Here is a 4,664-nt window from a genome sequence, read left to right on the forward strand (position 1 = left end):
GCCGCACTGGTTGTTTCTTTCACCGGACGCATGCCGTGTCCTTCCACCTCACCCTCAAGGGACATACCTCCCTTGCGGGCGGGAGTCCCTTGGTTGCCACAAGGAGTCTCCCATGGATACCCAAGCCATCCGCGCACAGATGCCGACGCTCGTTAGCGGCCACGTGCCTTCCAACGTTCGCAGCTTCAAGTTCAACATCTTCGACGGCCAGCCCAAGGTTTCGACGCTGGGCTTCCACATCGATCCCAAACCCTTCGAGGGCAAGGTCATCGCCACCACCGACGACGCCATCGTCGTCAAGACGGGGCGAGCCGAGTTCGCGGTGCTCGACCGGGCGCTCGTGACCGAGGTGCCCGACGAGGGCGTCAAGGTGCAGGTCGAACCCTACGCCCGACGCCGTTTCGATGGTCTGCGCGCCGATACGCCGGAGGAAGAAACCGCATTCACTTCCGACGGCAAGCCGTACACGGTGCAACGGTTCGTGCTCGGTTCAGCACCGGCGAAGCTGCCGATCCCCGAGCCCCGCTGCCCCGAGTTGCAGGAGCTGATCCAGCAGATGGAACAGTTGCCCGCGCCCGACGGCTTCCGGCGCATCACCCACCTGCTGGTCGATGCCGGCGCGCGGGACTTCACCTGGGTCGATCCGCTGCCCAAGGACATCATCGCGACGCCGCCCGCCATCAGTTTTACTGTGACCACGGCGAAGTTCCAGGGGCGCGTCACCGTGCTGTACGAGCGCGGGCTCGATGTGTACGCGGTGGAGTTGCACCGCGATGGCGAGCTGGTCGATCGGGTCGATGAGGTGTTCTTCGACATCCTCGGCGAGACCCTGGAGCGGCTGATCGACGACGGGAACTGGCGGCGCATTCGCGTGCAATGCCTGTCCGGCCGCAAGCCTGTTCGGCACTGACCTCCACGCAGCCTCCCGTCCTCGCGGCGGGAGGTCCTTCAGTCGTTTTGCTTGGAGATCACATCTATGTCTGTTCGATTCAAAGGCACCGCCCCTCCAATACTGCGGGCAAAGCGGTGGCCCCCCTGGACAGATTCCTCGTCGCCTTCAATGCCTGGGTCTGCCAAGCTTGGCATCATGTTCTGCTGACTCCCGTCAGCAACATGCCCAGGTAGCCACGATCCTCAAGGCTGCGACGCGGTTCCGACCGCGTTGATCACCCCAGTTCGCACCGGCATCCCTGCGCGAACGCCCATCGGTTTCCGATGGCGATGCCTCCTAGCTGTTCCATCAACCCACGCGGGGGTTCCACACCTTCCCCGCCTGGGTCGGGTGTGTCTCCGCCTCTTTGTTCTTCAGGAGATTCACCATGACCAATTCCACCGACAAGTCCTACTTCGATCTGCACATCACCGGCCTCGGGTACCTCAATCGCATCCGCGAAGTGAAGCCCAAGAAAGGCGATGCGTTCCTGGCCTGCGACCTCGCGGCCCTGAACGGTCCCAGCGATGACGTCTCGTATGTGCGTTTCGACACGCGAGTATCGGGTTCGGAAGCGCAGCACCTGGTGCGCCGTTGCATCCAAGCGGTCGACGCCGAGAAGAAGGTGATGATCGGCTTCCGCCTGGGCGACCTGTGGACCGACACCTTCACCTACTCCAAGGGGAAGCGTGCCGGTGAACAGGGGGTGAGCCTCAAGGCCCGCCTGCTGTTCGTCAGTTGGATCAAGGTCGACGGCAAACTCGTCTACAAGGCGGAGCCCAAGCCGACCGAGACCGACGAGCGCACTCCGGAAGTCCCTGTGACGACCGACGTGCCCGCCGCGCAGCAAGCTCCAACACCTGAGCCTTCCAAGCCCGCCGCGGATGCTGCTGACGACGACGCTGCCGATGCTTCTGCATTGGCCGTTGCCGAGTCGTTCTGATCCACAAGGCCCCTCTGCCGGGGCCTTGTCTTCTCATCGTCAGCAGGAGACCTTCATGATCACCATCCCCGGCCAACTGGCCATCAAGACCATCCACGGCCGCAACGGCGATTTCAACGTCGGCCGCCTCGCGACCTCCATCGGCGAGTTCGTCGTGAAGAACGCCGAACTCGATCAGTACGCCGAAGGCAAGTACGAGGGCGATTTCGTCATCGCCGAGATCCGCCCCTCCACGTACAGCGCCAACGGCCGCATGGTCATCGAAATCCGCGCCCTCCTGGGCGGGATGACGCTGTCCAACATCGACGCCCTGAGCCGCGACGAGGCCCGCCGGCTGAGTCCGCAGGAGGTCGATCCGATCGACGAGGAAACCCAAGCGCCCGCGCCGGACACGACGAAGGCCACGGCCAAGTCGAAGTCGCGTTCCTCGCGCGATCCCCTGGTCGACACCACACCGTTCGGCAGTGAGCCGGCCGCAGCGGCATCCGAGGCTTCGGCCGACGATGCAGCACTGTTCGGCGCACTCTGGCCGCTGGGCGATGTCGTCAAACTCGACGCCACCGTCGATCGCCGCGTACTGCGTCAGCAGCGCGACCGTCTCGGTGTGTTGGGCTACGAGTTCGCTCCGCTGTCCCAGGACTGGCATCTCGCCAAGGCCTGATTCCTACCGCCGCGCCAGCGGCGTTCCACCACCCGCCGGGGTTCCTCCCCGGTGGGGCGGGGCTCCGGTCTCTTATCCAAGGAGATCGTCATGCAACTCGCATCCCGTTTCGCTTATCGCTCCCCGGTGCTGCGGTCGAATCAGCCGCTGTCGGATGACCAGATCCGCACCGTCGCGCCCTCCATCTTCGCGGACACCCCGCACGAGAGCCGCTCCGAGCGGTACAGCTACATTCCCACGGCGGCTGTGCTGACCGAACTGCGCAAGGAAGGCTTCCAGCCGTTCATGGTGTGCCAGACCCGCGTGCGTCAGGAGGACCGCCGCGACTACACCAAGCACATGCTGCGCCTTCGCCATGCGAGCCAGATCAACGGTGCCGAGGCGAACGAGATCATCCTGCTCAATTCGCACGACGGCACCAGCAGCTACCAGATGCTGGCAGGAATGTTCCGCTTCGTCTGTCAGAACGGCCTGGTGTGCGGCGACACGTTCGCCGACGTGCGCGTGCCTCACAAGGGCAACGTCACCGATCACGTTATCGAGGGTGCCTACGAGGTGCTGCATGGGTTCGAGCAGGTGCAGGACTCGCGCGACGTCATGCGTGCCATCACGCTCGACGACGGCGAGGCCGAGGTCTTCGCCAGATCGGCATTGGTCCTCAAGTACGACGAGCCTGGGAAGACCCTGCCGATCACGGAAAGCCAGATCCTGCAGCCGCGTCGCTTCGATGACAACCATGCGGACTTGTGGTCCACGTTCAACCGGGTCCAGGAGAACCTCGTCAAAGGCGGCCTGACCGGCCGCAGTGCCAACGGGCGCCAGCAGCGTACACGGCCTGTCCAGGGCATCGACCAGAACGTCCGGCTCAACCGGGCACTCTGGCTGCTCGCGGAAGGCCTGCGCAAGCTGAAAGCCTGACCCCCAAGCGGATCGTGCCCATCGCGGCATGGTCCGCTTTTCTTTTTCGAAGGGTCCACATGGATGAAGGCCGACCAAAGTGAGCAGTGCGCGCAGCGGTTTGTTGCTCACGTCCCGCTCGGTTATGAAGCAGACTATGCCCATGTCCGTCGGCGATGCCGGCAACATGCCCAGGTAGCCAAGACCTTCAAGGCTACGACGCGTTGCGACGCGCAGGTCGTTCTTCTTCGCCAAGCCATTCCCGGCGCTTTCTTCCACCCCTTGGGGCAGCGACTGCCCCGGCGGGCCGTGCTGTCTCCGATTCCTTCGAGGACAACACCATGCCTGCCACCCATTCTTCCAAGACGCTGTACCGCATCGACGAATGCCCCGACCTCATGGCCGACGGCTGCGTAGGTGACGAGAACGGCAACCTCGTCTTTCTCTCGATCTGGGCGCGCGACACCGCCGTCCAGGAGTTCCTGGCTCGCCTGACCCTCGGGCGCGACGAGCAGGGGCTGGACCAGTTCCATGTCATCACCGAACAGGGCGCGAGCATCCCGGTTTTCGTCGGCAACGTCGAGAACCTGGAGAAGCGCATTACCCGCGCCTACCGCCGCACGCTGTTCGGCTCGCTGACGAACGTGTGGCTGTTCGACCGTCGCGCCGTGAAGCCCGACAAGGTCAACGCCAGCGCGCTGGCGCTTCTGCCGCACGAGTCCGCACACCGGATCAACCGGCTGTGGTTACTGGTGCGGGATACCTGCCCGCTGCCGCTGCTCGATCACTGGCGCGACATCGTGCTGGAGCTGTTGCAGGCGCGGTCGATGCTGACCCGTCTTCCATTCGCCCTCGGGCCATTGGAAGGCCATCGGCTCGCCATCGATGTTCCGGCGCTGATCCAAGCGCTGGGCAGCCTGATCCGAAGCAATGTGCTCACCACGGACGCTCCCGCGTACCCGAACACCTCCGATCTGCCGCTCGAAGCGGTGGCCTGAGGTCTCCGCACCGGACATGCACGCTCGCATGTCCGCTTCCTTTCATCGTCATGCCCCAGGAGATTCCCATGGCACTCATGTTCCCGCGGCTCGCCCGCAATTTCGTGAAGAACGGGTACTTCCCCACGGATGAACCCACGCTCGAAAGAGCGCTCGCCGCACTGGCGCCCAGCGACGGGCCGATGTGCATCCTCGATCCCTGCGCCGGCGAAGGCGTGGCGATCGCCGAAGCCG

Annotated in this window: 5 protein-coding genes and 1 pseudogene; all 6 read left to right on the forward strand. The window is 64.3% G+C overall.

The features are described 5' to 3' along the window. Positions 1–112 precede the first annotated feature (112 nt). Positions 113–910: a GTPase gene (locus tag ACE3TU_RS19085; RefSeq protein ID WP_287694119.1), complete on the forward strand. Its 798-nt coding sequence runs from the start codon at positions 113–115 to the stop codon at positions 908–910. A 409-nt stretch (positions 911–1,319) separates the two neighbouring features. Continuing rightward, entirely contained in the window at positions 1,320–1,874 is a 555-nt protein-coding gene (locus ACE3TU_RS19090; protein WP_287694024.1) for an STY4534 family ICE replication protein, read from the forward strand. A gap of 55 nt (positions 1,875–1,929) precedes the next feature. Further along, positions 1,930–2,535: a DUF3275 family protein gene (locus ACE3TU_RS19095; RefSeq protein WP_287694025.1), complete on the forward strand. Its 606-nt coding sequence runs from the start codon at positions 1,930–1,932 to the stop codon at positions 2,533–2,535. 90 nt (positions 2,536–2,625) lie between these two features. Further along, complete coding sequence (locus ACE3TU_RS19100; RefSeq protein ID WP_287694027.1) at positions 2,626–3,453, forward strand: DUF932 domain-containing protein; 828 nt, start codon at positions 2,626–2,628, stop codon at positions 3,451–3,453. 320 nt (positions 3,454–3,773) lie between these two features. Continuing rightward, positions 3,774–4,430 carry a hypothetical protein gene (locus tag ACE3TU_RS19105; protein WP_287694029.1) on the forward strand — a complete coding sequence of 219 codons (657 nt, stop codon included), beginning with the start codon at positions 3,774–3,776 and terminating at the stop codon, positions 4,428–4,430. Between the two features lie 68 nt (positions 4,431–4,498). Then, a pseudogene (locus tag ACE3TU_RS19110) lies at positions 4,499–4,664 on the forward strand (class I SAM-dependent methyltransferase); the annotation flags it as partial.

It is taken from the genome of Devosia sp. (assembly GCF_041917035.1).
In the GTDB taxonomy this organism is placed as follows: domain Bacteria; phylum Pseudomonadota; class Alphaproteobacteria; order Rhizobiales; family Devosiaceae; genus Devosia_A.